This window comes from Paenibacillus crassostreae (assembly GCF_001857945.1).
Taxonomy (GTDB): Bacteria; Bacillota; Bacilli; order Paenibacillales; family Paenibacillaceae; genus Paenibacillus_AQ; species Paenibacillus_AQ crassostreae.
Genome location: NZ_CP017770.1, coordinates 1,704,560 through 1,731,552 on the forward strand (window position 1 = coordinate 1,704,560; position 26,993 = coordinate 1,731,552).

29 protein-coding genes and 3 tRNA genes are annotated in these 26,993 nt (G+C 39.7%); 9 read left to right on the plus strand and 23 right to left on the minus strand.

Going from position 1 to position 26,993, the window contains the following annotated elements; translation table 11 throughout:
* Nucleotides 1-53 precede the first annotated feature (53 nt).
* From LPB68_RS08125 to LPB68_RS08150, 6 genes are read right to left on the minus strand one after another with little or no spacing between them, the layout of a single operon-like run.
* Entirely contained in the window at nucleotides 54-728 is a 675-nt protein-coding gene (locus LPB68_RS08125) for a TadE family protein (RefSeq protein ID WP_068654440.1), read from the minus strand.
* On the minus strand, nucleotides 718-912 hold the full coding sequence (locus tag LPB68_RS08130; RefSeq protein WP_068654442.1) for a Flp1 family type IVb pilin: 195 nt from the start codon (nucleotides 910-912) through the stop codon (nucleotides 718-720). Before LPB68_RS08130 ends, LPB68_RS08125 begins: the two co-directional genes overlap by 11 nt.
* A 13-nt stretch (nucleotides 913-925) precedes the next feature.
* Nucleotides 926-1,798, minus strand: a complete 873-nt coding sequence (locus LPB68_RS08135; RefSeq protein ID WP_068654444.1) for a type II secretion system F family protein — start codon at nucleotides 1,796-1,798, stop codon at nucleotides 926-928.
* A 13-nt stretch (nucleotides 1,799-1,811) separates the two neighbouring features.
* Nucleotides 1,812-2,633: a type II secretion system F family protein gene (locus LPB68_RS08140; RefSeq protein WP_068654446.1), complete on the minus strand. Its 822-nt coding sequence runs from the start codon at nucleotides 2,631-2,633 to the stop codon at nucleotides 1,812-1,814.
* Nucleotides 2,630-3,880 carry a TadA family conjugal transfer-associated ATPase gene (locus LPB68_RS08145; protein WP_068654448.1) on the minus strand — a complete coding sequence of 417 codons (1,251 nt, stop codon included), beginning with the start codon at nucleotides 3,878-3,880 and terminating at the stop codon, nucleotides 2,630-2,632. The genes LPB68_RS08140 and LPB68_RS08145 overlap by 4 nt, the downstream gene beginning before the upstream one ends.
* Nucleotides 3,873-5,027, minus strand: a complete 1,155-nt coding sequence (locus LPB68_RS08150; protein ID WP_068654450.1) for an AAA family ATPase — start codon at nucleotides 5,025-5,027, stop codon at nucleotides 3,873-3,875. The genes LPB68_RS08145 and LPB68_RS08150 overlap by 8 nt, the downstream gene beginning before the upstream one ends.
* 270 nt (nucleotides 5,028-5,297) lie before the next feature.
* Between LPB68_RS08150 and LPB68_RS08155 the strand changes: the two genes are divergently transcribed.
* The gene (locus LPB68_RS08155) at nucleotides 5,298-5,525 is read left to right on the plus strand and encodes a YczF family membrane protein (protein ID WP_068654452.1); all 228 of its coding nucleotides are present in this window, start codon (nucleotides 5,298-5,300) and stop codon (nucleotides 5,523-5,525) included.
* Between the two features lie 7 nt (nucleotides 5,526-5,532).
* Here the strand turns inward: LPB68_RS08155 and LPB68_RS08160 are convergent, their stop codons facing one another.
* The 7 genes from LPB68_RS08160 to LPB68_RS08190 all read right to left on the minus strand — a co-directional run bounded on the left by LPB68_RS08160 (nucleotide 5,533) and on the right by LPB68_RS08190 (nucleotide 10,938).
* Nucleotides 5,533-6,630 (minus strand): GerAB/ArcD/ProY family transporter, encoded by a 1,098-nt coding sequence (locus LPB68_RS08160; RefSeq protein WP_068654454.1) that lies wholly within the window; start codon nucleotides 6,628-6,630, stop codon nucleotides 5,533-5,535.
* A gap of 36 nt (nucleotides 6,631-6,666) precedes the next feature.
* Nucleotides 6,667-7,872 carry a Ger(x)C family spore germination protein gene (locus tag LPB68_RS08165; RefSeq protein WP_068654456.1) on the minus strand — a complete coding sequence of 402 codons (1,206 nt, stop codon included), beginning with the start codon at nucleotides 7,870-7,872 and terminating at the stop codon, nucleotides 6,667-6,669.
* Nucleotides 7,862-9,436, minus strand: a complete 1,575-nt coding sequence (locus tag LPB68_RS08170) for a spore germination protein (protein ID WP_068654458.1) — start codon at nucleotides 9,434-9,436, stop codon at nucleotides 7,862-7,864. Before LPB68_RS08170 ends, LPB68_RS08165 begins: the two co-directional genes overlap by 11 nt.
* A gap of 139 nt (nucleotides 9,437-9,575) precedes the next feature.
* A complete protein-coding gene (locus tag LPB68_RS08175) occupies nucleotides 9,576-9,833 on the minus strand; it encodes a hypothetical protein (protein ID WP_068654459.1) in 258 nt (85 codons plus the stop codon).
* Between the two features lie 28 nt (nucleotides 9,834-9,861).
* Nucleotides 9,862-10,272, minus strand: a complete 411-nt coding sequence (locus LPB68_RS08180; RefSeq protein WP_068654461.1) for a thiol-disulfide oxidoreductase DCC family protein — start codon at nucleotides 10,270-10,272, stop codon at nucleotides 9,862-9,864.
* 78 nt (nucleotides 10,273-10,350) lie between these two features.
* On the minus strand, nucleotides 10,351-10,629 hold the full coding sequence (locus tag LPB68_RS08185) for a hypothetical protein (RefSeq protein WP_068654463.1): 279 nt from the start codon (nucleotides 10,627-10,629) through the stop codon (nucleotides 10,351-10,353).
* Nucleotides 10,630-10,857: 228 nt separating this feature from the next.
* A tRNA-Leu gene (locus tag LPB68_RS08190) sits at nucleotides 10,858-10,938 on the minus strand.
* Between the two features lie 289 nt (nucleotides 10,939-11,227).
* On the opposite strand from LPB68_RS08190, the gene LPB68_RS08195 reads away from it, so the two are divergent.
* Entirely contained in the window at nucleotides 11,228-11,866 is a 639-nt protein-coding gene (locus tag LPB68_RS08195; RefSeq protein WP_068654465.1) for an urease accessory protein UreF, read from the plus strand.
* 77 nt (nucleotides 11,867-11,943) lie between these two features.
* On the opposite strand, the gene LPB68_RS08200 is transcribed toward LPB68_RS08195, so the two are convergent.
* Nucleotides 11,944-12,306 (minus strand): helix-turn-helix domain-containing protein, encoded by a 363-nt coding sequence (locus tag LPB68_RS08200; RefSeq protein ID WP_068654467.1) that lies wholly within the window; start codon nucleotides 12,304-12,306, stop codon nucleotides 11,944-11,946.
* A gap of 198 nt (nucleotides 12,307-12,504) precedes the next feature.
* On the opposite strand from LPB68_RS08200, the gene LPB68_RS08205 reads away from it, so the two are divergent.
* From LPB68_RS08205 to LPB68_RS08220, 4 genes are all read left to right on the plus strand, one after another.
* Entirely contained in the window at nucleotides 12,505-13,119 is a 615-nt protein-coding gene (locus tag LPB68_RS08205) for a PAS domain-containing protein (RefSeq protein WP_068654469.1), read from the plus strand.
* A gap of 79 nt (nucleotides 13,120-13,198) precedes the next feature.
* Entirely contained in the window at nucleotides 13,199-13,681 is a 483-nt protein-coding gene (locus LPB68_RS08210) for a MarR family winged helix-turn-helix transcriptional regulator (protein ID WP_082865533.1), read from the plus strand.
* Between the two features lie 14 nt (nucleotides 13,682-13,695).
* Complete coding sequence (locus LPB68_RS08215; RefSeq protein WP_068654471.1) at nucleotides 13,696-14,880, plus strand: MFS transporter; 1,185 nt, start codon at nucleotides 13,696-13,698, stop codon at nucleotides 14,878-14,880.
* Between the two features lie 84 nt (nucleotides 14,881-14,964).
* Entirely contained in the window at nucleotides 14,965-15,150 is a 186-nt protein-coding gene (locus LPB68_RS08220) for an H-type small acid-soluble spore protein (protein ID WP_068654473.1), read from the plus strand.
* Nucleotides 15,151-15,396: 246 nt separating this feature from the next.
* Here the strand turns inward: LPB68_RS08220 and LPB68_RS08225 are convergent.
* The 3 genes from LPB68_RS08225 to LPB68_RS08235 all read right to left on the minus strand — a co-directional run bounded on the left by LPB68_RS08225 (nucleotide 15,397) and on the right by LPB68_RS08235 (nucleotide 16,092).
* Nucleotides 15,397-15,488: transfer RNA gene (locus LPB68_RS08225), tRNA-Ser, on the minus strand.
* Between the two features lie 7 nt (nucleotides 15,489-15,495).
* Nucleotides 15,496-15,571 (minus strand) — tRNA-Asn (locus tag LPB68_RS08230).
* A 50-nt stretch (nucleotides 15,572-15,621) separates the two neighbouring features.
* Nucleotides 15,622-16,092 carry a SprT family protein gene (locus LPB68_RS08235; RefSeq protein ID WP_082865538.1) on the minus strand — a complete coding sequence of 157 codons (471 nt, stop codon included), beginning with the start codon at nucleotides 16,090-16,092 and terminating at the stop codon, nucleotides 15,622-15,624.
* A gap of 172 nt (nucleotides 16,093-16,264) precedes the next feature.
* Between LPB68_RS08235 and LPB68_RS08240 the strand changes: the two genes are divergently transcribed.
* The gene (locus tag LPB68_RS08240; RefSeq protein WP_068654477.1) at nucleotides 16,265-16,615 is read left to right on the plus strand and encodes a hydrolase/acyltransferase; all 351 of its coding nucleotides are present in this window, start codon (nucleotides 16,265-16,267) and stop codon (nucleotides 16,613-16,615) included.
* 78 nt (nucleotides 16,616-16,693) lie between these two features.
* Nucleotides 16,694-16,825 carry a cortex morphogenetic protein CmpA gene (gene cmpA / locus LPB68_RS22730; RefSeq protein ID WP_099458637.1) on the plus strand — a complete coding sequence of 44 codons (132 nt, stop codon included), beginning with the start codon at nucleotides 16,694-16,696 and terminating at the stop codon, nucleotides 16,823-16,825.
* Nucleotides 16,826-16,908: 83 nt separating this feature from the next.
* Here cmpA and LPB68_RS08245 read toward each other — a convergent pair whose 3' ends face one another.
* The 6 genes from LPB68_RS08245 to LPB68_RS08270 form a co-directional block, all read right to left on the minus strand.
* Nucleotides 16,909-19,080: a Tex family protein gene (locus LPB68_RS08245; protein ID WP_068654563.1), complete on the minus strand. Its 2,172-nt coding sequence runs from the start codon at nucleotides 19,078-19,080 to the stop codon at nucleotides 16,909-16,911.
* A 241-nt stretch (nucleotides 19,081-19,321) separates the two neighbouring features.
* Complete coding sequence (locus LPB68_RS08250) at nucleotides 19,322-21,511, minus strand: alpha-galactosidase (protein ID WP_068654479.1); 2,190 nt, start codon at nucleotides 21,509-21,511, stop codon at nucleotides 19,322-19,324.
* 238 nt (nucleotides 21,512-21,749) lie between these two features.
* Nucleotides 21,750-22,100: a type II toxin-antitoxin system PemK/MazF family toxin gene (locus LPB68_RS08255; protein WP_068654481.1), complete on the minus strand. Its 351-nt coding sequence runs from the start codon at nucleotides 22,098-22,100 to the stop codon at nucleotides 21,750-21,752.
* A 3-nt stretch (nucleotides 22,101-22,103) separates the two neighbouring features.
* Entirely contained in the window at nucleotides 22,104-22,385 is a 282-nt protein-coding gene (locus LPB68_RS08260; protein WP_068654565.1) for a CopG family ribbon-helix-helix protein, read from the minus strand.
* Between the two features lie 281 nt (nucleotides 22,386-22,666).
* Nucleotides 22,667-23,887 (minus strand): alanine racemase, encoded by a 1,221-nt coding sequence (gene alr / locus LPB68_RS08265; protein ID WP_068654483.1) that lies wholly within the window; start codon nucleotides 23,885-23,887, stop codon nucleotides 22,667-22,669.
* 168 nt (nucleotides 23,888-24,055) lie between these two features.
* A complete protein-coding gene (locus LPB68_RS08270) occupies nucleotides 24,056-25,147 on the minus strand; it encodes a LolA family protein (RefSeq protein ID WP_068654485.1) in 1,092 nt (363 codons plus the stop codon).
* Nucleotides 25,148-25,362: 215 nt separating this feature from the next.
* Between LPB68_RS08270 and LPB68_RS08275 the strand changes: the two genes are divergently transcribed.
* A complete protein-coding gene (locus tag LPB68_RS08275; protein WP_068654487.1) occupies nucleotides 25,363-26,961 on the plus strand; it encodes an ABC transporter substrate-binding protein in 1,599 nt (532 codons plus the stop codon).
* Nucleotides 26,962-26,993 lie beyond the last annotated feature (32 nt).

Consider the following 26,993-nt stretch of genomic DNA (forward strand, 5'->3'; position numbering starts at 1 on the left):
CCTCCTTTCTTCAATCTAAAGTGAAAACATTCAATAATTTATTAACAATTGTTCTATTTAGTCTTTGACCCATATTTCTGCAATACCTTGGCTGCATCCCCTTTATTCATCGAACTACTATCACTTGATCCTGATCCTTTGAATTTCGCACCATAATATCTCATTAAATCGACCGTACGTATAAATTCAACAGGTTCAACAATAAGCGATTGAGCATGTACTTCTATTTCAGATCCACCAGATAATATCCGATCTAATAGTGGCAAGTTAATGAGCTGATGCAATTCAGCATTTACCTTTCGAAACAATAACTTATTCTCATAAGTTAGATTCCCCGTCATTTCACCTGTTGCTAGTTCACTTACTTTGGTCAGCTTTTCCACTGGAAGTGAACTCGACTCACCACCAACTGGTAAAGAAATAGATTCTTCACTTCCAGCTCCTGCCCAACCAAATATTGACCCAAGCATGTTATCATCAGATAATCTCCAGTACAGCGAGTCATGTTGCCCCGGTTGAACAGCACCACTAGATGCTTCTTTATGGCTGTTATCCCAGACATAAGCTGATCTTTCTGTCGCAGCTGATGCAACTTGCTGTAGAAAAGATTGCTGGTAAATATACATACAAAAGAACATGAGTATAATCGTCACCATCAGTATAATTGGCATAACAAGGGAAGCTTCAATCGTGAAGCTTCCCTCGTTGCCTTTGAATTTACTTCTCATCAATAAAGGTACTACTTTTACTACTAACCTTTTTCAATAGATTATCAACGATTATTTTAAGTTGATCCCTAAAGACCACTGCTATAACTACAAGTGCCGCAATAATCAAGATCATTTCCAGCATGCCAAGACCATCTTCCTCTTGCCAAAGTCCCTTTACTTTACCCCATATATTCGTTAACATATCATCATTCCTCCTACATATTCATCATCATCATTGCCGGTGCACCGACTAGCACAACTACCACCATAAATATTACAACCATCGGGAATACCAGTTTAGAAGAGGCTTGTTCCCCACGTGTACGCGTAATTACTTTGCGACTCTCCCATAGTGTTCGAGATAATTCACGTAATGCCAATACAAAGTCATTGCCTCCACGTCTGAAATTCAGCAATACAGTCGTAGTAAAGATCGATACTTCTTGGATTGCACATCGTTTACTGAAACTTTCGAATGACTGTTGAAAGGAATAACCACTATCCCAATCCCCAACCATACGAATCAATTCTTTATACAAAGGATGATCCTGTTGATCCTTCTTTCGTTCAACACAATGAGCAATCGCCTTTTGTACCGTTTCACCTGCTCCCACAAGCAATACAACCTTATTTAATAGTTCAGGGAGTTCCATAAGAATGTCTTGGTCGCGAACCTGAACCTTTTTGTGAAGATCCTTTACCATAGCTACCGGTAAGAGGATCCCTAGAACCCCACCAAGAATTAGCCCCGTCTCTTCTCCCATACCTATGGAAAGAACACATCCAAAGCTAAACAGTAACCAGCTGTAACACATCATTTCCCCAAGATAGAGCAAAGTCATTTCCCCACTATATCTCGTTCCATAAACTTTCTGTATCGACCGTTGTACTTTAAAAAAGAAAAATGGAAATCTTGTTGTTATCTTTGATTTATCCAAGATATACAACGTCGGTACAACCATTTTACTAAGTCGTAACCCTTCCATAGGCAGCTTGCTAAGTGTTCGATATTTCTCGTCGCTGAGCCAGTTCAGCACCACCCAACCGCCCACTAGCAGAACCAGCATCACGACGTAGATTACAATCATTGCATCACCTCCTCTACAATTTTATGTTCATAATCTTAGTAATCCAGATCGAACATACACCCAATACTGCCAATGAAATTGTTGTAATAAAAAATCCTATTCCGCTATACATCGGTAACATATAATCTGGCGAAGATAAATTCATGAAAGCGATCAATAAAATGGGCGCCACCAGGATCGTTGTAGATTCGAATTTCTTCTGAGCGATCATCACAGAGATTTCCTGTTGAACATCTAACTTCTCACCAATAATGTTGGATGTTCGGCGTACGACTTCTACTAAGTCACCACCTGTTCTTTTACAGGTCGTGAATACATCAGCAAAATTTGTGATATCCTCCATCGCCGCACGTCGACTGAAATCTTGTAATGCATCTTCAATCGGCTCTCCATACTCCAATCTAGCGCAAATAATATTCAATTCCATTATGAGATCATTCTCTGCTCCAGGATCCAGCATTCGTAGATCCGAAACAGCTTCTCTGAATCCATTCTCTACAGAACGACCTGCCGAAAGTGAAGAAGACAGGGAGAACAACGCTTGCTTGAAGTGTAAATTCATCGCGGCCCGTCGACGGTTCAGCATATTCCTCCTCCAGAATCCTGGAATAAATCCTCCACAACATGCAATCAATATTGAAACAAACCAATTATGATAGAATAAATATCCTATGCTATAAAATATAACGCCACCGATAACCATACAAAGGATTCTTTCCAACATACTCAACTCATAAATACTGTAATCAGGGAGAGTTTGCCGTTGCTTTCTTTCGTTCTGATGAATCGAGCTCACATGACTTTTGACTCTATTCTTAGCCGTCGATGATCTCATAAGTTCACCTCCACACCTTCTTTCCTTAGTGCAACTTCAAGCCCAGCCATCTGTAGCTTATCAACATGCTGCATAATGGTACCGCAAGATTCTAATTGACCTATAACTTTTCCGTCCCGCTCCTCTTTCTCCTTGAACCGAAAGAGTGGATTCAGTTGCACCTCACCATTCTCCATACCTAGCACCTCGCTAATTTCAGTTACGCGTCTTGAGCGATCCCGTAATCTTGATAGATGAACTAGAATATCAATCGCTGAACTTATCTGTTGACGTACAACTAGGATCGGAAGGTTAGCTCCACTTAGTACCATCGTTTCTAAGCGACTAATCATATCCCTCGTACTATTCGCATGCCCAGTTGAGAGACTTCCATCATGCCCAGTATTCATTGCCTGTAACATGTCTAAGGCCTCACTCCCCCGAACTTCACCTACTACAATTCGATTCGGACGCATCCGTAACGAGGATCGGATCAATTCACGAATAGAGATTTCTCCTCTCCCCTCCGTATTGGCATTTCGTGTCTCAAGCGACACTAGATTAGGAACCGTTACAATCTGCAACTCTGCTGAATCTTCAATTGTAATCACACGCTCATCAATCGGAATGAACTGAGATAGGGCGTTAAGAAAAGTTGTTTTCCCTGATCCAGTACCTCCACTTATGAAAATGTTATATTTACCAACTACTAATCTTTGTAGAAATAATGCCGTTTCCTCACTCAATGCATCTCGGCTGACTAGATCATCCATCGTCATCGGTTTCTCGGGGAATTTCCGTATGGTCATGGTTGGCCCCTTCAATGCAATTGGGGGAAGAACAATATTGACACGTGATCCATCTTTCAGTCTCGCATCTACAATCGGCGATGATTCATTCACTACGCGATTCACTCCAGCTACGATGGTCTGAATAATATCCTCCAAGCGGTTCTGTGATTCAAATTTCTGAGATATTCGTTTCACATCACCATTTTGTTCAATAAAAATATCCTGATGGCTATTGATCATGATCTCCGTAATCGACGGATTGTCCACTAAGGGTTGCAATACATCTAATCCACGAAAGGAATCATATATTCGACGAACCAATGTCCGTTTCTCCATAGCCGTCAGTTCCTGCAATTCCACTTGAGCAAACACGGTCCGTTCGATATAATCCATCAATTCGGAGTCATCCACCGCTGATGTCACATCTAATCCAGAACGAATAACACTTCGGATAATTCTGAACATCTCCTCATCCACGAGATTGCCCCCCATCCACATTAGGTAATAAATCCCCGACCAAATCTCTACATAGATGAAGAATATCTCTTTGGAATATAGGTGAACTCAATATAATCTCCTCATGACAGACTTGCTTCCAAGAGGGAATATACGGAAGAACGCCATCTATTTGTTCTAAATAGGTGGGAAGAGTATTTGTAAGAGTTCCAACATAACGGTTCATAATAAACTTGCTTCGCGACATCATATCCATGAATAAAGGCGGGTTGTTCCTTTCTAGATAAGAAAGCCACTTTTCACTCTTATACATACTGATTACGTCATCAAGTAGAAGCCAAACTAGACTTCCACAGCATTCCATGACAGCCTCACATCGTTCATCGGCACTCGTATCTGTATCTGCGATAATGACATCATATCGACCACTATTTGCAATCAACTTCATAAGTTGACTTGCATTGTTCTTACTCATTTGAATCCATTCCTTGATATTGGTTAATGGTTCAAAAATATCAGCCTTTATCCCCTCATGATGAACAATATAAGATGCCACTGAAATCGATGAATAATCTTTGGATTCCTGTGCTGCTTGAAGATCATAGAGCAGACGAGATAGACCTTGACCACTCTCCCTACTCCTAATCTGTCTTGGGAATACTGCAGTACTATTCACGGTTTCTAAATTAAGATAGAATACGGATAGTCCTTTACTATTTAACTGCTTAGCCATATTAAGAGCAGTCGTAGTCTTGCCACTACCTCCAACAGCAGAGAGGATACCAATCATAGCTGTCTCACCCATAGCTCGTGATCTTGGCGAACTTTGACTTCGAGATAAATCTAAGATTGACTCTAAAAGTTGTGGTAAAGGTTGATATTTGCTAAGAACAGGTCCTTGCAATGAACTCTGCCCCATCTCATTCAGGACGATCCACGTCACAGTCTGCTCACTCTGCTTCAACCAAGGCTCTATGAAAGACAGCTCTCCAACGATTAATTCCGGACGCTCTTTCTCGTTCCCATTCATATACTGAAGAAATTTATCCACTTCAGTAAAAGCAGAAATACACATTTTATCCCTATATTCACTATTGTGAACGTAACTAACTAAAGGATCTATGTACTCTTTCTCCGCTACAGCCAAAACTATTCTGGTCGGAATCATAAACAAACCCCCTTCAGATGAAACAAAAAAAGCACCGTTCAACAACCGCAGTTACGCGGTTATTAAACGGTGCTTCCGTTTACGAGCCATTAATTTATTGATAGAATATCACAGTTACTTCCAATTAGGCAAGTATAGAATTGATAAAGTACACTATTTAACATCATTCGTACAATCATGGTTACTCTTATCGATTAGTGGAAATAATACTTTTGGCTTCCCATTCTTAGACTGACTTTACTTCAATTCAAAATCGAGGAGAAGATGTATATGAAGAACCTATTGATTTATCTGTTGCTCTGCATTTTGGCCATAATTATTGTTGTTATTATGGATCTGCTGACAGGAATGAGTCTTTCATTGTCGTTCCAGTCTATTTCTGCCGTCTTTTCCGTTACAAATATACCGCTGCTTATATTCATGATCTCCATCCTTATTCTTCCCTTTATTATCGTGATTACTACATCCTTAAAGAAACGAATCCATCAGCATAAATAAAGAAATCTTATCGATATAGACCGAATCTTCTGCGTATACGATGAACAATGTAGAGCAATATAGGGATATAGGCACATATAACAATCAGAATATATTTCATAAATACCATTCCTTCTTCTATATGCTCAGGATAATTCCCTGTACTGATCATTGAAGTGAATAGAACTACAACTCCAATAGGCACAGCTAGCTTTCGTGGATTCTTCACCTTAAATAAATCTGCTGTTATTACCATGGCTGCATAACAGTAAATCGTCAATTTGAAAAAAACACCAATGATTAAAGTTAGTATAACAAGCGCATCTAAGCGCTGTATGAAGTTTGCTAAGTTAACTAGCGTTATTGTGTTGTATATTGGAAAGGTACTCCTAGCGTATAAATCCTCCCCCAGTACCGACAACTCAATCGCATGTGTGAAGGTTAATAAGAACCCACTTAGCAAGACCGCAACCATCCCTGTGCGCTTACTTGAGTGAGCTTTATTGAAATGAGGTAATATTGTTGTGAAGCATACCAGTTCTCCGAATGGAAAAATCCAAATGCTAGGATAAGCTGATTTCAGTGCATCCTTCCAGTCTTTCGCATGGATTGGAAATATATTCCTGAAGTCAACTAGGCCGGCAAGTATAACAACAGAACAACATATTATCCCCATAAAAAGAATCACAGTAAAATAGATTTCTGCTGTCCTAGCGAAAACTTCTATCCCTTTGTTCAAGATATATATAACCGCAATAACCATCATTGCATCCATGATATAAATGGGAGTTATATCATATGAAGACGATAACAATAAAACACTCCCTTCACGCAAGTTCCTAGAACCGTTAAACATAAGGACTGGTATATACAATAAACTCAATGGCCAACCAATAAATTTTCCGAGAATTTTCTGGGTATATCCACTGATGATCATATTAGGATATTGTTGATATAAATCTTCATAAATAAGGTATAACAGCAATCCGCCAGGCAGGGCCATAAGAATGGATATCCATACAGCATGTCCACTTTCAAGACCAATCGGAACAATGATTGCTGTTCCCAATTCAAATAAGACAATCATGGCAAATAGTTGATTTGAACTAATGACTTCTTTTCTCATAAGACAACTTCACGCTACCTTTCCGCCAGACCCCAGTTATTCCGTTTTTGGCAAATACGGGTTTAATCTCATTCCTGTGGTATGAATATTCGCTTTTACACGAACATCCAATTCACCTTGGGCAAATAAGTTCGCCCAATCTTTCTCCACGGTTTCCCATGCTTTCGGGTCGGTTCGCTTTAATTCATTCCCAAAATTAAAAATATCACTTTTCATACGCTGTGCGGCTTGTAAAGCCTGCATCACTTCATTCTTTGTCTCCTTTTCTATTTCTTGCTCCAATTTATTTATTTCATCCCTCTTACTTAAATCAACATAAGCCTTCATTTCATTTATACTGCCTTGCTCCCTAATGGAGACATGAAGAACTGGTAAACCATCTACAATTTCAACCTTTATAATCGTATTCGAACGAAAAATATTGATAGCAATCGCCTTTTCTTTATCATCGGAATCGATATTAATACTCGTCTCTTTTATTTTATTCTGAACCCAAAGTGTCCCTCTCGCTTCAGCATCATCCAACCAATATGTTAATTTGCCATTTTTAAATAAAGCCAACCCGCTCATCGTAATAAACGTCTCCGGATCGGTCTGTTCCAGATCAGACTTCTTCTTTCCTACCTCCGGATCCCCGATAACTTTTGCACCACTAATGACTATTTCACCATTTCCTGATATGTCATTAATGAGCTCAAAAACAGAAGCAAGCCTGCTCTCCCCCCACACTCTTGCGCTATTCGTCGTCTTCTTAACCATACCTGAGCCAGGGAGATTCTCCATTTGTAATAGTGTTTTTAGAACGGACTCCGCATCTGAACCCCTTGATACAAGCACAGCCGTGTTAAGCCGCAACTCATGTGATCTTTCAAATAAATCAAATATATCGTTAATTCCGCTCTTGGCCATGGATTCACCAATGACTAGAAGTTGTGTATGCGCAAAAAACAACTGTCTTGTTGCCCTCTTTGATGTTTTGCGCAAGGCTCCAAATATCGTCTGATCATTGGTTGAGAAGATCGTAATCGGTGCTTGCCCCGTACTGGCGCCAATAGTTGTTGCCATAGCTGTAGGATTAATAACTTGAAAAGTGATTCTATACTCATCTTTATCTGGTACTTTATCAATCCCTATACCGCTCACTATAGATACGGAATTCAATTCCCGACTATTCCAACAACTTGTCAAGAGCAATAGCAATACCAAATAAATAATAGTTCGCATTGTCCATTTAGTTGTCATTGATTTCTCCTCGATTTTCTTGATTTGTTTGCATGCGGACATTATTCTTCTGGCTAATAAGACGTGGCCGCCTCCGCAGGAATTGTAGTGGTGCACGTATAAATGTGTCCTTCTGTTCCTCTGGAATAAAAGGTGCCATAGGTGACATATACGGAACCCCCAAAGATCGCAAGCTACACATATGTGCAATCAGTATAAAGCTAATAATGGATATCCCATAGAGCCCCATAAATGCAGCAATAAACATAATGAAAAATCTTATTAACCGTATAGTAAGCGCCATATTGAAAGCGGGAGTCGCAAAGCTGGAGATACCTGTTAGAGAAACGACTATCACCATGGCAGGCGAGACAATTCCAGCTTGTACTGCCGCTTGGCCCAATACTAACCCGCCAATAATAGATACGGTTTGACCAATCGGTGACGGCATTCGGATTCCAGCTTCACGAATAATCTCAAATGTAACCTCTAGCAGGATCGCCTCAACAAAAGCAGGAAAGGGAACACCTTCTCTTTGCGAAGCTAAACTAATGAGCAATGGTGTGGGGATCATTTCCTGATGAAAGGTTATAGCTGCAACAAATACTGCAGGACCGAATGACGAGATAATAAGACACAAAAACCTTAATAAACGAATCACAGATGAAATCTCAAATGGCTGATAATAATCTTCAACAGCATGGAAAAACATAAAAAAAGTTGTAGGTGCAATCAGAACAAACGGTGTCCCATCCACCAATATAGCGATTCGTCCCTCTAATAAATTTGCAGCAACACTATCGGGTCGTTCCGTATTAAACACCGTCGGAAATGGTGAATATGTATTCCCTTGAATTAACTGCTCAATGTATCCTGATTCCAAAATGGAATCAATTTGAATATCTTTCAGTTTTTTTTTTAATTTGCGAATCGTTTTATCATCAGCAATTCCATTGATATACATGATCGACACTGCTGTTTTTGTCACAGTACCTATTTTCATGCTTTCAATCCATAAGTCAGCATTTTTGATTTTTCTACGAACTAATGATATATTCGTCTCAATCGATTCCGTAAAACTGTCTTTAGAACCACGTATGGCGACCTGAGTCTTAGCTTCTGAAACCGCCCTAACCTCGCCACCACTTGTGTTTCCACTTACGGCTTTCCCTAAACCATCAATTAGTATAATCGTGCTTCCGGATAAAAGAGCCTCTAATAAACCATCCCAATCCTCGACAACCTTTTCTTCACCAATGCTCAAAGCTTTTTTTGCCATAAATTCAAAAATTTCTAATTCAGAAGTTATATGAAGTTTATCCTGAGTAATGGGTTCAAAAGACATCACATGTCCAACAAAATCATCAACCGTCGACTTATCAGTTATACCATTTATATATATAGCAGCAACTTCAACTTGCGCGCGTATCAATTCAAATTTCCGCATAATCAGATCAGGACTATTTCCAAACCTTTCCTTGATACCTTTAAGATTATGTTCGAGATTTGTGGATATCCGTTTACTTTCCTCCTGACTATTGCTGGCCGCTTCGGATACTTTGGATTTTTTCCTCTGAATAGGCATACATTAACACCTCCCGCCTATACTATTTGCTACCTAATCGACTTTTATGCAACTTATGGTAAGCAGTTATAGAAACAAGAAAAATCCCGATTAGTCTCATTACGAGCTAATCGGGATAATTATCATATTTATATATTATTTATATCGGAAGCATATCGCGAGCCTTGGCTTTCGGCCTACATTCCTTACATACTCCTACAACTGTTCCCTCATCACTTGCATAAAAAATTAATCTACTTGTCTTTTTACAATAGGAACATTTCTGTAAATTCTGCTTACTCTTCTTCTGAAATTTAATGACATTCCCTTGAGATTGAGCTTTTCTATTTTTCAACCGTTTTAGCACCAAGCTCGCTACAACAATACCTACAACGAGTACAATCAAGATATATTTCACAGCATTAACCTCCTCTACGAGTGCTAACCTATTCTAATAATCTCCCCTTAAGATCTGATGTCGGTAACATACATTGATCGGACTGGCCAAACCAACGATACCGATTTCTAGCTATATATTGATATACCGTATCTCTTATAAATCTAGGTAATAAAATAATACCATATGTAAGTGGCCATAAACCGCGTAAATGTCTAGCAATGCGTAAAGCAGCAGTGGATTGAGTGAAATAACGATCGCCTTCAATTAAGACAAATGTACTTATATGATCTAGTGGTAATCCTACATTACCAAGTAATCTCTGCCCCGTTTCAGACTGTAAGGAAGCAAAGTAAAATCTCCCTACAGGATCATGATGAACAATAAATTTGGTCGCACTTTGACATAAAAGACACTGCCCATCAATCAATACAATCGAAAATGGATCATCATTCTTCATCTCAAATATCCCCTTCCAGCATATATAGTGAAAAGAAGCGTAGGATTATTTCCCACGCTTCTTTTCTCTAACAAGTCTTTACTTAACAATAGCCTTTTCTAGCCACTCATTATCGATGACTTGTTGTTGCAAATTATCTCTGAAACTTTCCATACATCTGCAAATAAAATCTTTGCGGCATACAGGGCAAGGTGTTTTTTGAAGTCGTGTAATATTCGTCATTTTCCATTCAGGATAACGGTTATAGAACGTACGACATTCTGTTCCATCTGCCAAGTAGAAGATGAATTCATATAATCCATCTTTCTCATTATTACTAGCTTCTTCCACGTTCGAAATAATCGGTCTGTAAGACATAATTATCACCCATTATATTAAATTTGCTAACACAATCTTTATCCAGCTGTTCCAACAAGTACTTAGACATTCTAATGAATTTTCAACTTGATGTCAATTTATTATAGCACTTATCTCTCTCACTCCATAACATCATTAATAGATATACAACGTTCCTATCCTATATTTCTTCAAAAAAAACAGTAAAACAAGGATCATCCCTTAGTTTACTGCTTTTGGAATTCAAGATGCGGTCGGCGGGATTTGAACCCGCACACCCGAAGGCACTACCACCTCAAGGTAGCGTGTCTGCCGTTCCACCACGACCGCATAATACAGATAAAAATTTCTTACAGCAACAAAATACATTTTACACGTTTGCCCATTAAAAGTAAAGAAGAAATCATTTCAAATATCTTCCGAATTTATATAATGTAATATAACCTATCAATATAGGTTATAAATATTTACGTAATTACTTTTTATTGACAATAAACCATCCGTTTAGTATCATAATTTCATGGAATATTATCGAAAATACAAATATCATTCATTTCTTGTTAATTAACATAACACTAATTGAACTATTTTAACATTATATACCATGGAGGTGTCACGAATGGACAAAGGTAGGAAATTACTTGATTATGTACAGATGTTAGATTCATCCCTTTCCGTTGGCGGGTATACTCATACGTTAACCATGGAGGCCCAAGTTGCGCAAGGAAGCATTCAAAACTACCGTGACCTGGAATTATTCATGAGAGACCACCTCCAAAGTATGTTACTTAGAACCGATGGCTGGGCCATTAAAGAAATCTATGCCGCATCAGAAGGGAATGATTCGCAGAAAATCGCTTTAATCGATAGGGTGATTCAGAATCGAAAGAATAGCTATGAGAATACCTCTGAAGCTCATAAGAATGGAAGACGTCTATTGAAATTAGCCCGAGCTCTTTACCCTTGGTTCGATTTTGATGAACTTGAACAAACGCTTCATGATTACAATACCTTCGGTTGCCTAACAACGGTGCATGCTTGGATTAATCAACGACTAGAGATAGATTGTGACCAAGCAGTGCAATGTTACTTATTCTCCGCTGTATCCTCATGCATCCAAAGCGCTTCTGTTGTAATACAAATATCAAATGATGAAGAAAGTTATTTACTTCAGTCCCTGCTTGATTCATTTAGACAAGAATGGCTTTCAGTGAAGATCAATTCTTCTGAAGTTCTACAATATTCATCGATGGCGTAACTAGGTCTTATATTTTCAAGAAAAGGTACCTACCATTTCACATAATGGTAGGTACCTTTTCTATGGTATACAATCATTTATTGTTGGGAGTACCGGCTTCTTCTATAATTTGTAAATTCAATATATTCCTTTATACAAGTTCTTTCCTGTTCACTTAATTTCGGAACTATACGTTGCAACCATTGAACATCATCTACCACATATGCCCTATGCTCTTCCATGATCGTTTCATTATAAGGTTCTCTCCCCACAATGAGCCAATCCAAGCTAACATTGAAGTACTCACCAATTTCTATTAATTTATTTGTACTTGGTGTCGACTTCCCTCTTTTCCAATCTCCCAAATTACCAGTACTAATCCCTAATTCTTCACAAAATAATTTCTTAGTCATCCTCTTATCCTTAATAAGTAATTCAATACGCTCATAAATAGACTGCATCTTATGTCCACCTTCCTATGTTGTTAAAAAACAACCTATGTTTCTCAAATTCCAACAAAATAAATGACGTATGTAAGTGTTTTATATTGCAAAATGACGTAAAGACGCATATACTATTTGTTATATTACCCTGAATTATATCACATAATTAACATCTATTTGGAGGTATCCTATTCATGCTGCAAAGGAGATATAACAATGCCCGCTGTTCTTCCTAACGAAGTTCTACACGCATTACATCAGAGTATTATAGTCATTGACACTGATGGCTACATCATCGAAGCAAACCGAGCATGGGGAGAATTATCTGCGTCAATTAACATCCCTTCAGATTTTCAATGGCTTGGTGTTAACTTTTTGCAAATCTACGATGTTCTTTTACATACGTGTAATTATAACTGTACTATCGCCAATCAATTTTACTGTATTTTCAACGGGCAGCTACCATCATTTTTTCATGATTTCAGTATGAATATCAATCTTACAACCGAGTGGTTCATGTTAGAAGTATTCCCCCTAATTAAGAACAAAAAGTGTATTGATGGAGCCGTAATTTCTATCAGCAATATTACCCAAAGAAAACAAGTGGAATTTGACTTTCAAGAAGCGGTTCTACAAATACGAACATTGCGTGGACTTATCCCCATATGCGCTGTCTGTAAAAGAATTAAAGAAGATGATCTATGGAGTAGTATTGAAAGCTTCTTAGAGAAGCATACTTATGCAGAATTTACTCATGATATATGTCCAGAATGTATTCGACGTTTATACCCAAAATATTCATCTGTCTTGGATCACCCACCCGATCTATAACACATTCTTTCTATAACCACCCTTGGGGTTACCCAAATAATTCCATTACATTTGACATTAATAGTTGTTATGAATATAATTGTTACAACAACTATTTAATAAGGAAGTGTTTCTTCTGATCGAATTTTCTCCTCCTAATCAGTCCATCGGATATAAATATTCACCTATTTTCCGCCAAATCAGCACCTTGTTCGCCAATCAACTCAAACCGTTTGGTATAACCCCTGAACAATGGACCGTTCTATACCAAGTTCATCTTGATGAGGGTATTAACCAAAAGGAAATTGCAATTCGAACCAATAAAGATCAGCCCACGGTTACTCGCATCTTAGATGTATTGGATAAGAAGCAATTGATCATTAGACAAATAGACACCTTAGATCGAAGAGCATTTCTAATCTATGCAACTCCTTCCGCTCATACACTTATCAACGATACTCTACCACTTGAGCTAAGACTGAATGATACAGTGACCGCTGGGATTACAGATCAACAATTACATGACTTACAACAGATCATGCAACAAATCCAACATAATATTAATCAAGCACATCAAGAATAGGAGTTATTAACACAATGAATATCAACCATGAGAAACTTTGGACAAAAGAATTTGTCATGCTTACTGTTTGTAATTTACTACTATTTCTAAATTTACAAATGATATTATCACCCTTACCTGCATATGTTAAAGATCATTTCCATGCAAATGATTTCACAGTTAGTCTTTTTACAACCGTGTTTGCATTGTCAGCTATTGCTTCTCGCCTATTCTCTGCTAAGATCCTTGAGAAGGGTAAAAGAAACTTCATTCTCTTCACCGGACTCATCCTAATTACGCTCGCTACTCTCGGTTATTTATGGAGTGGAACATTAGCAACATTACTTCTTATGCGTGTTATTTTCGGTATCGGTTTCGGAATGGGAAGCACTACATTGCCAACAATGGCATCCGGTGTCATTCCAATTAGAAGATTAGGCGAAGGTATGGGGTATTTCAGTTTATCAACTAGCATTGCCTTATCTCTTGGACCAGTGATCGGAAGTACCTTATTAGGACAAAGCGGATTTCATACATTAGTGTATGCTACCCTAGCAACAGGATTATTGATTTTCCCATTGATCTATCCCCTCGCTAAAAAGGTCAAAATTCCAATCACGCCCCTGAAGGAACAATCAGCAACACCTCAAAAGGCAGGTTTCAACAAAAAGCTGATACTCCCGAGCATACTTAACATGCTCCTGTCCATCAGTTATGGGGGATTATTGAGCTTTCTAATATTATTTGGAAAAGAAGTCGATCTTGCAAATGCATCCATCTTCTTCTTGTTTAATGTTATTTCAGTTATTCTTATCCGTCCGATCTCCGGTAAACTTTATGATCGAAAAGGTCATGTAGTATTACTTATCCCTGCGGCATTATTTATAATAACTGGCCTTATTATCCTTTCCTACTCAACTTCTACCGTTTCTCTTGCTATATCAGCATTAATCTATGGAATAGGTTTCGGTACAGCACAGCCTACTCTTCAGACTTGGATGATTCAGTCAGTCACACCCCAGCAGCAAGGGCTAGCCAATAGTATGTATTTCAATTCACTTGATCTCGGAATAGCTTTTGGAGCTCTATTACTAGGGCAAATCGCTTCGTTCTCAAGTTATGCCTTGATGTACCGTTATTCATCTATATTCCTTGTCCTATTTATCATGCTATATGCCATCTATATGTTTAAACAGAAAAAACAAAATGTTACAAGTTAACAAGCAACATTATAATCCAATCTGCTGAATAAATTAATATCTGATTCACATACTACGTTTAGTTCGAAATGAAGGAGCGTAATGATGAACAAACAACGAGCAATTGAAATTTCCGAATCAGCAGTGATGGAGAATGTAACTTACCAAGGAACGCCCGTATTTATTCAGCATGTTAATGATGATGACACAGCGAGAATATATCCACTTCATAAATCAGAACAAGAAATGATTGTCCCCTTAGGAAGTTTGATGGAGAATAAATTTAATTAGGCAACTCAATCCCCAAAGTACAAGCGAAAGAATCAATAACAACGCCTATGCTCTAATAGTAGGCGTTGTTTTAGTGATCAAGTAGAAACGATTATGCCGTCCTTTTTCAAAGACGGCATCCGTTTCAGCGGAAATATAAGGATTAGAGTATCAAGTAAAACTTATACTTTCTTATATTTTAAAAAAAGGAACCCTGATGGGTTCCTTTGTCAATTCTTATAGGATAAGTATGGCTAATGAAAAATATGGCGGAGAGAGTGGGATTCGAACCCACGCACCGCTTACGCAGTCTAACCCCTTAGCAGAGGGTCCCCTTATAGCCACTTGGGTATCTCTCCAAAATAATGGCTCCCCGAACAGGACTCGAACCTGTGACAACTCGATTAACAGTCGAGTGCTCTACCAACTGAGCTATCAGGGAACAATAAACAAGACTTACAAACATTAATATACCACTCTGAATGACTTCAGTCAAGGTAAGATCATGGAAGATAACCGCAATGAACCACTGCATTTACCACATTGATAACGCTTCGGATCCACCTTTCGCTTACGAAGATACTCCATCCCACATCGGCTACAAGTTAGCTTGTAGCGATACGGTAGAGCCCGCTTCGCTTTCTCTCCAGGCAGTGACTGACAGTATCTACTCCCACCTACTTGCAGTAACAATTGCTTGAAATCTGGATCACGATGTCGGTACCCTTTCCCCCTTAGATGAAGATGGTAATGGCATAATTCATGTTTGATAATCTTTTCTACTTCCTCATTTCCAAAGTTATCAAGTTGATGTGGATTAATCTCTATGTTGTGTCCCTTAAGGAAATATCGCCCTCCTGTTGACTTTAGTCGTCTATTAAACAGTGCCTTATGGAGAAATGGCACTCCGAAACATCGAATTGAAATATCTTCAACCCATACCTGCAATTCTTCATTGCTCATCGTTTCTTTCATGATTCTCTTACGGTTCCTTCCCATCGGCTAGGCTTATAGTCATGACTCTATTTAAATGATTCTACTTGAATTTTAACTTCACCATAGGCTACACTGACAAGTATATACTTCGATCAGAAGAACTGGATTTGCTAATATATCTAAGGGAGCTCATCACACTATGGCACAAATGAGATACGTTATTTTACAAAGAGAACAAGAACTTCAATTTGTCGAAATGCCTACAGACTACGCTTATCAACTAAGTGCATTGAATCTGCGGCTCAACAAGGAAATTGATAAACTGACTGCGGATCATGTTCCTACATTACCATTAGCTGTTGCTGAATGCGATAATTTGGATCTTTTGCAAGAACAATATTCAGTACGTAATGGACTAGAATACATCAATGAATTGGAACAATCCTTCGCATCTATTGATGAGAAAAGCTATCCGCTCATATCACTCTTAACGGAGATTCGCGCTCTTCAAGCGCAACTAGAACAATGGTATGAGGAAGAAGCAGAATAGTTCATTTGTATACCGCACACTCTAGGCTACTCCTCCATATGCTAAGGTTAAGATGGAATGCATGAGGAGGAGATACCCTTGCCACAATGGCTGTGCAATCAATTAATGCGTGCTTTCAATAGAAAAGATCGTCGCCAGATCAGACTACTGAATGAAAGTTGGTTTCATTACCGTAACACTCCAACGAACAAAAGCAAGACATCCACATAAATACTACGTACTTCTAATTTATCTTTGTACTTAAAAGCTTCGCCGTCCTGAACAGGATAGCGAAGCTTTTGAGTATGATTAGATCATTGATCCTTCCGAGGGTTCTTCATCGTAAGTCCAACGCGTCCTTTTTTCTCATCAATATTCAGAACCCATACCGTCACATTATCACCAACAGAGACAACATCCATCGGATGTTTTACATAACCATTACTTAACTGCGAGATGTGAACTAACCCATCGTTCTTGATTCCGATATCCACAAAGGCACCGAAGTCAATGACATTCCGAACAGTTCCTTGCATCTCCATTCCCGGTGTCAAATCCTCCATCTTCAATACATCTGTTCGGAAGATAGGTAGGGGAAGTTCCTCACGCGGGTCACGTCCAGGTCGTTGTAAACTTTCTATAATGTCACGTAATGTAGGAACACCTACATCAAGTTTAGTCGCTAAATCCACTACATCCTGCTGTTCCAGTAGTTGACTGAGTTCTTGGGTTCCAAGCTTCTCTAGTTCAACATTTAATTCGCGGAACAACTGATCCACGACGGAATAGGACTCTGGATGAATGGGGGTCCGATCTAGAATATCCTTGCCCTCTGAAATTCGCATAAATCCGATACATTGCTCATACGTTTTTGCACCTAAACGGGGTACTTTTTGCAACTGTTTACGTGTAATGAATTTTCCATTCTCTTCGCGATACTTCACAATATTCTTTGCCGTAGTTGCATTCACGCCAGCAACATACGATAGTAACGAAGGAGAAGCAGTGTTCACATCTACTCCCACATGGTTAACAGCGGATTCAACAACGGCCTTGAGACTCTCTTCTAGATGCTTAGGACTAACATCATGTTGATATTGACCTACACCTATAGCCTTCGGATCGATCTTCACTAACTCGGCCAATGGATCCTGAATACGACGCGCAATGGAAACCGCACTTCGTTCAGCAACATCCAGATCCGGGAATTCCTCTTGTGCCAGCTTCGAAGCAGAATATACACTAGCACCCGCTTCATTAACAATCAGATATGCAAGATCCTTATCGTTCAGATCACTCATGACTTCAGCTACGAATTGCTCCGTCTCTCTTGAAGCTGTACCGTTCCCAATCACAATCAATTGAATCTCATACTTCGTAATCAACTCACGGAATTTCTCTGCTGCCTCCTTCTGTTTATTATGTGGTGGGGTAGGATAAGTAACAGCTACTTCGAGCAACTTTCCTGTATCATCCACCACAGCTAATTTACAGCCTGTTCGGAAGGCTGGGTCTACGCCTAATACACAACGCCCCTTCACGGGTGGTTGTAATAGTAAACTACGTAAGTTGCCGGAGAAGATCGATATCGCTTGATTCTCTCCTTTTTCAGTCAATTCCGTACGAATTTCCCGTTCTATCGAAGGTGCGATCAGCCGCTTATACGCATCTTCGATCACAGTTTCCAGTACATTTTTCACAATAGAGTCACCCTTGATAACTTGAGTACCCATATATTTGTGAATTGATTCCGCTGGAACATCAAGACTTACTTTAAGTATATTCTCTTTTTCCCCACGGTTAATCGCGAGAATACGGTGTGGAGGCATTTTCTTAGCAAGCTCTTTGTAACTATAATAGTTTTCGTATACCGACTCTTGCTCTGAATCTTTCGCTTCCGAGACCAATATTCCGTGGTCCATACTATATCGACGTACCCAAGCACGTATAACCGCTTCATCAGCTATATTCTCAGCAAGAATATCCATCGCTCCTTGGATCGCATCATCGGTCGTTTCTACACCCTTATCCGAATCTACATATTTCTCTGCTTCCTTAGCCAAATCTCCCTGCTTTGGTTGTTCCCATATCCAAATCGCCAATGGCTCCAAACCCTTTTCCTTCGCCATACTAGCTCTAGTTTTGCGTTTTTGACGATATGGACGATATAGATCCTCGACTTCCTGTAATTTACTAGCCTGTTCAATAGCAGCCATTAATTCAACAGTCAGTTTATCTTGTTCATGTATAATACGGATGACTTCCCGTTTGCGCTCTTCTAAGTTCCGTAGGTAGCCTACACGCTCTTCAATATCACGTAATTGATTCTCATCTAGCTCACCTGTCATTTCTTTACGGTAACGTGCTATGAACGGAATCGTATTCCCTTCATCTAATAGTCCCACTGTTGTGCGGACTTGTTTCAATGAAATATTTAATTCCTTAGCAGCTTGCTTTACGATCCGTTCTTGCTGTTCTGCTTTCATCGCTTCATCTTTTATCTCTACAACAACATCATGTTCTGACAATGGTATCCCTCTTTCTAAATACGGTATGTATCATATTATCACAAACTTTCACTCATATTTCCAGCAACTCAGACCAAAACAGTAATAATAAGAACTCATTTCTTGCTTTTGACAAATTCTTATATTTTCAAAAAAACATGTTCAGCTAATTAATAACTGAACATGTTCTCCACATAATAGGTGTTCAAAAATGAATGAGCTACACTCTTTCGAACCTAAACAATTCACTGTGATAATCTCCAGGCTCTGCTCCGACCGGAATACCTGCATACATCAGAGCATCCCCACCGAAGACTTCACTCCCCCTGACCAATCGATAATCAGCATGAAGATCCAAACCTTTCAATTTCAAGCGGTTCAGAGGAGCATTCGATTCTGACAGGACTCTAAAGTAGAATACAGCTACTTCACTTCCATCTGGAGAAACGAACATCCATGCGGTCTCATTACCCTCGAAAGGACTAAGCAGACGATGGAAATTTCCAAATTGGATCAAGCTACGTATTTCCTTATAGAGTGAGATTTGTTGTTTGACGATATCCTTCTCTTCGTCACTAAATTTCGTTAAGTCTAGTTCATAGCCGAAATTACCAGACATCGCCACATGACCACGCATCTCTAATGGTGTCGTACGCCCTACCTGATGGTTAGGGACAGCCGAAATGTGGGAACCCATAGAACTTATTGGATATACAAGACTTGTGCCATATTGAATTCTTAAGCGTGCTACAGCATCTGTATTATCACTTGTCCACGTCTGCGGCATATAATACAGCATACCTGGATCGAAGCGCCCACCACCACCTGAACAACTCTCAAACAGAATGTCTGGAAAAGATGAAGTAATCCGTTCCAACACATCATATAAGCCTAACATATAACGATGTGCTGTCTCCTGCTGTCTTTCTGGAGGTAATAACGCCGATCCTATCTCTGTCATATTACGATTCATATCCCACTTCACATAAGTAATAGGAGAGCTCTTCAGAATCTCACTTAACATTCGTACAATTTCATCCTGGACATCTTGCCGAGAGAAATCCAGCACAAGCTGTTGTCTTCCCTCCGTACGACGGCGATCCGGCACATGTAGACACCAATCTGGATGATTGTGATAGAGTTCGCTGTCCGGAGACACCATCTCTGGCTCGAACCAGAGTCCAAAACGCATTCCTTGGTTAGTTACTCTGCTAACTAAATCTTCAAGTCCATTAGGCAGTTTTTTCTTATCTACGACCCAATCGCCAAGTGATGAATTGTCGCTATCTCGGTGACCGAACCAACCATCATCAAGTACAAATAGTTCTATACCCAGTTCTTGGCCCGCTTTAGCGATATCCTCAATTTTGTCAGCATTGAATTGGAAGTAAGTGGCTTCCCAGTTATTCACAAGTACAGGACGCTCAGCATCACGATATTTACCACGTGCTAACCGTTCCCGATACAAGTTATGGTACTTACTCGACATTCCACCTAGTCCCTCAGAAGAATATACCATGACTACTTCGGGTGTTTGAAAAGCTTGCCCTGCTTCCAGTGCCCATTGAAACTCAAACGGATTTATCCCTATTGAGAACCGTGTTGTTCTAAACTGATCCACTTCAGCTTGTGCAACAAAGCTACCACTGTATACTAAACTGAACCCAAATACTTCACCTTGATCCTCATCCGATCCTGGTGACAATAACGCTGCAAAAGGATTCTGCTGATGACTACTAGATCCTCTACGACTCTCCACGCTCTGCGTACCACTAGCCAACGGGCGGCGCACAATATCTCTTTCTCTACTCCATGCTCCAGACAATTGAAGCCATTCGTAATCTGCATGAGGGAAGTCTATACTAGCGCTGAGTACACGTAGCAATTGTACAGATTCATTACTATCATTCAGAATAACCATGGAGCGCGTAATGGCATCATATTGTTCAAAAGCTGAATACTGTAGTTCAACCCGCAGTCCTGACACCTTGTCTTGAAGCTCAACGATTAATGTCTGTGCTTCACGTTCTTCTTCAACATACGTTGCTGGCAGTCCCGCAAGGCTAGGTTTCCCCTGCTCAACACGATGTGATTGATATGTAAATTCAGTGACCGTCGAACCATCGCTAAGACGACATTGTAAAACGGGATGCCTGAAATCACTCGTTCCATAGACAGGCAACTCTTGTGGCAGTGTATCCAATGAGATCGAACGATCCTCCGGTACTGGATTCGGACTAAATGACGCTCTTTCCTGACTGACCAGCAGCCAGCTCAGATCTCCTGCACGTAGCTTTTTACCATAATAAAGATGAGCTAAATAACCCGAAGGCAAGACTTGGAATACATAACTTGTACTAACGGTTTGTAGGTGGAAAATTTGCTTATCTTGATCAATAAATACGCCCATGGTGCCTCCTTGTTAACGAGAAATTATAGTGGTTATTATAGACATTAATCCTTCATAAATAATCATACTTCATTCTAGTAATAATGCAATTCACAAAACAGTGATTATAACAGGTAGAACCGGCTATGTCGTCCTTTTTCAAAGACGGCATCCGTTTCAGCGGAAACAAGACGACCTTCCGTTCATAACCGAACGAAAAGTCGCCTAACTTCTTTATTATGATATAAAACAATCAACATCAAAAATCAATTAAGCTGAGACTGATCAACAAAGCCTCATCTACTTTTTTCATTGTTTCTTCATCGAGATGAGTGATCTTATCCGTTAATCTTTGTTTGTCAATCGTTCGAACCTGTTCCAGCAGAATAACGGAATCTCGATCAAATCCATGAGAGATTGCATCAATCTCTACATGTGTTGGGAGCTTCGCCTTTTGAATCTGCGCAGTAATCGCCGCTACGATCGCCGTTGGGCTAAAGCGATTACCGATATCATTCTGTATGATTAAAACAGGCCTCACCCCTCCCTGTTCAGAACCAACAACAGGTGAGAGGTCCGCAAAAAACACATCACCGCGTTTTACAATCAATGTTTACACCCCGCTCACTGCGCGGCCTAGAGTGCTGTCTGCATCTTCCTCTGCGTGAAATGCCTCAGAAGCCATGGTCAAATTAATTTTGGCCATTTCCATGTAGCCACGCTGCATAGACTCGCGAATGTATCTTTTCTTCCGCTCCATCAAATACAATTTCATGGCCTGTCTAATGAGTTCACTACGATTGGAATTCTCCATTGCGACGATTCCGTCCACTTCCTGCAAAAGATGATCCGGTAAACTGATCATAATTCTTTTGGTGTTCTGCAAATTAGCCACCTTCTCTTCCACCCCCACAACACCTAGTCACTTGTGCACCAGTATAGCTTTATTCAAGGGAATTTATACAAAGGAATATATATGCGAATCGTATATCATGTATGCTATATTCCATTATAAACTACAACTAGCATTTTTATAAGATACTCTAGAGTCAATTTCATAATTACGCAAACTAACATAGTCGATTATGAATTGATTCCTATCGATCTAATTTTAGATTCGTGATCTTATCTTATAATCCTGCTTCCCAACAATAAAACTATTGATGGCAAATTTCTCTATCGCAATAGAGGATTAACAACGTGCTGAAGGATTCCACCTTGTATGTAGTGGCGTGGCACTCTGGCGGATAACATACAGATCACTTCGTAATGGAGGGTACCTAGCTTGGAAGCCAACTCATCTGCTGTAATACATTCATCAGATTGTTGGCCGATGAGAACAACCTCTTCGCCCACTTGAATTTCTTTTGCCTCTTCAGCAAAAGATTGCAACGATACCATACATTGATCCATGCAGATTGTTCCGACGACAGGAATTCGGCGACCGCGTATCAGTACATTCGCTTGCCCGCTCAACATTCGGGAATATCCATCAGCATAACCGATCGGAAGTGTGCCAATTACTTCATTGTCATCCGTCACGTATCTAGAGCCATAGCTTATTCCCCATTGAGCTGGTAATGTCTTAACATATGCTAGCTTCGTCTTTAGCGTCAGTACTGGGGTTAATGCAATCGTCTGCAAATTCACTTCATCTGATGGATAGAGTCCATACAAGCTAATGCCTATACGAACCATATTATAAGATAAATGTGGCATATCGATCGCAGTTGCACTGTTACCCGTATGTATAATGGGAATTTCATAGCCTCTTTCCCCAAGTGCTTCAGCCACCGATTGAAACCGTCGGTACTGCACCAATGTATAACTCTTATCTTCTTCATCTGCCTTAGCATAATGAGTAAATAACCCTTCGACTAGAACCCCTTGAGTGGAGAAAGCTTTCTCTATAAAAGATAATGCTTCTTCTCCAGGAAATAGTCCAAGTCTACCCATGCCAGTATCGATCTTAATGTGTACTCTCAAAGGCCTAACAATACTTTCTACAGGTAATTGACCGATGGCATCAAGGACTTCCGGAGTAAAGAGAGTTACTGTAATGTCATTCTCCCAGGCATCTTGAATCGCTTCTGGAGCCGTATATCCAAGAATTAGGATCGGCAGGCTAATTCCTGCTCTACGCAATTCCAACGCCTCATCCAGAAAAGCAACACTAAGGTAATCAGCGCCTAGTCTCTCCAACTCTCGTGCCACTTCCACCGCACCATGTCCATATGCATTTGCCTTTACACAAGCTAAGATCATCATTTCTTCTGGTAATATCGAGCGGAAAGCCTGGAAATTTCCATGTAAATAATCCAAATTAATTTCCGCTGTTGTTGCACGGTAATTCACTAACAAAACAGTCACCTTCTCTGAAGTTTGAGCAATCGTCATTCATGTTCGTATTACCTAATGGTAATGTTCTGGAAGGCACCTGTCAATTGAAGCAAGTAGAAATAGAGTATCAAGTGAAACTCATACTTTCTTATATTTTAAAAAGGACGAATTCCATCATTGTAGAGGGAGAGTGCCCCAAACAACAATGGAATCCGTCTACAATAGTTATTTACCCGTTTTTTCGGATAAAGACGCTGCAACTTTCATCATTTCTGTTACAGGGAGATTTGCACTCGTAATTCTGAACTCAATTCCATTATCCATCCAGGTTAATGTCTGCTGCTCATCCCCAGTCAATAAGCCCACAGTAAACCCTAGATCAATGACCTCACCTGGTGTAAGTGATACCGCACGATCAAGCGGACGTGCCTCCATTAATGTGAATTGATACGCACCATCATAACGTAATAAGACGGAATGATCTTTGCTATTTGCAATCTCAACCGTGTCATTCAGGACAACACCCTCAGGTAAATAATCTGGATCGATGATCCCGAAACTCCCTAATTCCTTCGTCACTTGCTCAGCTTGTGGTGCATCTGAAAGTTCTGAAGTAATTTCATTCCCAAACTCATCCACTTCTGCAATCGTTAGAGAAGAATCGCCCATCACTGTCATATTTCGTTTCATATCGAATGAATCTTTCTCGAATTTCGTATTGAATGCAAAGCTATTAAACTTCACTTCAACAACGACATTCGCTTCAGAATCCGATACCTGAACTTGCTTCGGTGCGTAATTCTCCTTGTTTAACCAAATCTTTTGACGAACAAGGGATTTACTGTGGTAATTTGCGGCAACATCAAACACATAACTATCCTTATCATCTACAAATTGTCGCGTGTTATCACTGAGAATCCCTTGAACCAATGTCTGATATAAATAGACCTGCCCTTGACTTTCGGGCCAATCACTCTGGAATCTAAAGCTTTTGTTCAAACTAGGTGTGAGTACGAAAACACCATCATCATTACGTAGAACAATTTGAGTTATATCCTTCTGCGCATTCTTCAAGCTAATACGGTAGTATGAAGGATTCTGATACCATACTTCCACATCATATTGCTGTGGATTTTCACCTGTGTACAACGTCATCGTACCTGCGCCTTGGTATGAACCCTCTTTACTTTGCAACTTATCCACCACGTTGTTCAAATCTTTGACTACGGCTGCAGCATCTTTCTTACCACCACCGCAACCTGCCAACACAACGCTAATACATAACACCATGGCGAGCACCCAAGATATCCGGCGCATGACTTCATCCCCTTTATCCACATGTATTGAATTGATTAGTACATGTCTATGAGGGACTTGGTCACAATATGCAGACTAGCATGACAAGCCAAAAAAATGGGGATATATTTAATTCCAATAAGAAAACTTGGATAAATGTCTTGTATTGTCGTATTTTGTTGCTATAATAAATATTAAATATTACAATAAATTAGTATTCATTAGGGGGACTCAACATGAAACACAGAAAATTATGGTTTAGCGCATTACTTGCTCTTGTATTGGTGATTAGTGCATGTGGTAGCAACAATACAACTCAATCAGAAACACAAGCGCCAGATACTGCTTCAACAGATACTAGTGAGCCTAAAGACGGCGGATCAATCATCATTGCTGTTCAAGATGATCCTAAGGTTCTGAACCCGATCTATGCTGGTGATCGAGTAACACTTACGATAGACCAGTCTTTATATGCTCCGTTGTTCAACATTAATGAAGGTGTGAAAACATTCGTTCTTGCTGAAGACATTACTGTTTCAGAAGATAACTTAACTTATACCATTAAACTACGTGACGGATTAAAATGGCATGATGGTGAAGTACTCAATGCTGATGATATCGTATTTACAGCGAACAGCATTCTTGATGAGAATCAACACAGCTTTCTACGTAGCCAATTCGTATTAAACGGTAAGCCGATCACAGTAAACAAAGTAGATGATTTAACCGTAGAGTTTACTCTTCCAGAAGTAACCGCCGCTTTTGACGGAGCACTTGTACAATTCTTCCCTATTCCAGAACATATCTTTGCTGGTGTTGCAGACATTGAGAAGAGTGACAAGAACAATACTCCTGTAGGTTCAGGTCCCTTCAAGTTCAAAGAGTATCGTGCAGGTGAATATGTAACATTAGAAAGATTCGACGACTATTTCGCAGGGAAAGCGCACTTGGATACGGTAACTTATCGTGTTGCGAAAGATACAAACTCAGCTAATCTTGCCCTTCAGAATGGCGAAATTCAAATGCGTATGGTCGATACACAAGATTATAATAAGCTCAATGACATAGGTAAATTCAATATGCTAACTTATTCCGAAGGCCGTCTTCAATATATGGTGTTCAACCTAAATTCCGAAGCGGTACAGCAGAAAGAAGTTCGTCAAGCCATTGCTTACGCACTAGATAAGAACGAAATTATCACTGCTTCATACACATCAAGTGAATTTGCAGAGCCAGCGGCATCTATCTTGACACCAGATACATTGTATCAGACGAGCGATCTTGAAACGTATGACTACAATCTAGATAAGGCTAAACAACTGCTTGCGGATGCAGGCGTTAGTAATCTGAAGCTGCGCTTAGCTTATACGAATACTAATAAACCACAAGAAAGTCAGGCTCTATACATTCAACAAAAACTGAAAGATGTTGGAATTGAAGTGGAGTTGTTGCCTATGGATGGTACAGCGTACGGTAACAAAACACTAGATGTCAACAATAAAGATTTCGAATTGTCTTTTGGTGGATATATTATGGGATTTGAACCCGATGCTTATAAGGTACTCTTCCAAAGTGAAGCTGCTTACAACTATTCACATTATAAAAATGCTGAATTTGACAAGCTTTGGGATGATGCAGCTGTAGAGGTCGATACTACGAAACGTGAGGATTTGTACAAACAAATTCAACAAACCGTTGCTAATGAAATGACAGTCTATCCTATCGCCTATACCAAAGCAATAGTTGCTGTAGATAATACTTACGGTGGTATCGAAGAATCCACACCGAAACCAGTCGTTATGCTCGAAGATTTATCTCAAGTTTATAAAAAATAATCTAAATTTCTTATTAGACGCCGGCAGGCAAC